The organism is Paenibacillus sp. P4_E11 (assembly GCF_056401635.1).
Window position 1 is genome coordinate 1 of sequence record NZ_JBFUIX010000377.1, and the last position, 1,999, is coordinate 1,999.

The following is a 1,999-nucleotide window of genomic DNA, read 5'->3' on the forward strand; positions in this document are numbered from 1 at the left end:
CCTATTTATTCCGGTTTTTCATTGGTGTATTCGATTGGGTGATCCCCGTTATTTTTATTTATATCGGACTTTACGCGATGATCAGAAGAGCTTGGCCGAACCGTTGGAGTGCACGAAAGTCAGGATGGCTGCTAGTACTCACGGGTTTTCTCATTATGAACCATATTACGATGTTCCAGCAATTAGATCCGAACGAGCAGTTTCTATCGGCGAGCTGGATCATTAGTCAGACGTGGGCTACATTGATGGATGGACTTAGCCCAACCGTGCAAGGGACGGATATATTGTCCCAGAGTGTTGGCGGTGGAATGATCGGTGCTTTCCTATACGCCTGCTTATATATGCTCTTCGACAATCTGGGGGCCAAGCTCATTGAATATACGATGTTCGCGCTTGGATTTATTCTGATCACCGGTATTTCTTATGTCGATATGGGAGGCAAGCTTCGAGGTCTATTCCGAGGCACCGGGGTTCATTTCAAGCAAAGTATATCTGAAATGTTGATGCTGCTCAAAGGTCGTCCAAAGCCGATTGTGAAGGCCAAGGCAACCGCGAGAACGATACCAGCGTACATACCTGATGACGATGATATGGATGAGGATCACATCCCTGTATTCACCAGGGAAAAGAGGAAGCCGGTGTTCTTCCAGCTGTTCGGCGGGAAGCGTCAATCGGGAGCTGAGAAGGAAGCAGCAGTTCAGTCTCAAGCTATACCATCTCACCCGATCGAAGATCAGGACGATGAACAGGAAGACGTCGTAAGTGGTTCCATATTAGCAGGCCCATTAACGGGAATACAAGAAAATGAAGGGCCCGAAGTCCCGTTAATCCGTGATTTTCAGGAGCAGGTTGAGCAGGAAAACGGAGGACCTATACATGCATCGTGGGTCACGCCGACAACGGGAAAAGTCGAACCGGTCAAGAAGAACAATGCAGCTTCGACAGAACCTCCTCTGGACGATACGGAGCTAGCCTTTGATCAAGAAGGCAGTGAGGTCGTGCAGCAGAAACCCTATGAGCTACCATCGCTACAACTGCTTCAGAGACCTGCTGGAGCCGGTAAGGGCGGAGAACAGACCGATTACAAGGTAATAGCAAGGAAGCTGGAATCGACGCTGGAAAGCTTCGGTGTTCGGACGAAAGTGTTGGAGGTCGTCAGAGGACCAGCCGTCACTCGATACGAGCTTCAACCCGATGTCGGGGTGAAAGTAAGCCGGGTTGTCAGCTTGACCGACGATATTGCGCTGGCATTAGCAGCCAAAGATATACGGATGGAAGCACCGATTCCGGGGAAGTCAGCCATTGGGATCGAAGTGCCGAACACGGAAGTTTCCGTCGTTACGATGCGCGAAGTGATGGAAAGCTCCGTGTTCCAGGAGTCCAGCGCCAAGCTGAGTATTGCCTTCGGTCGTGACATTGCTGGACAAGCTATCGTAGGCAATCTGGCCCGGATGCCTCACTTACTAGTAGCTGGTGCGACAGGCTCTGGGAAGTCGGTGTGTATCAACGGGATTATTACGAGTATCTTGTACAAAGCGAAGCCGGATGAAGTCAAGTTTTTGATGATTGACCCGAAGATGGTGGAGTTGAATGTATACAACGGAATTCCTCATTTACTTGCTCCGGTCGTAACTGATCCTCGACGAGCATCACTAGCATTGAAGAAAGTCGTCGTTGAGATGGAAAAACGGTATGAGCTGTTCTCCAAGAGCGGTACCCGTAATATTGAAGGCTATAACGCTATGTTAGTGGAGAAAAAGGAAGGCGCCCCGCTGCCCTACATCGTCGTGATCGTCGATGAGTTGGCGGATTTGATGATGGTTGCTTCGAACGATGTGGAAGATGCAATTTGCCGGTTGGCTCAGATGGCTCGTGCGGCAGGAATTCATCTGATCATCGCCACACAACGTCCATCTGTTGACGTCATCACAGGTGTTATTAAAGCGAACATTCCATCGCGTATCGCGTTCGGCGTCTCGTCTCAAGTGGATTCCCGTAC

At 49.9% G+C, this 1,999-nt stretch carries 1 protein-coding gene; it reads left to right on the forward strand.

Annotation, left to right across the window (positions count from 1 at the left end):
• On the forward strand, window positions 1-1,999 hold a 1,999-nt coding region (locus AC1DWB_RS34185; protein WP_477545527.1), incomplete at both ends, for an FtsK/SpoIIIE family DNA translocase.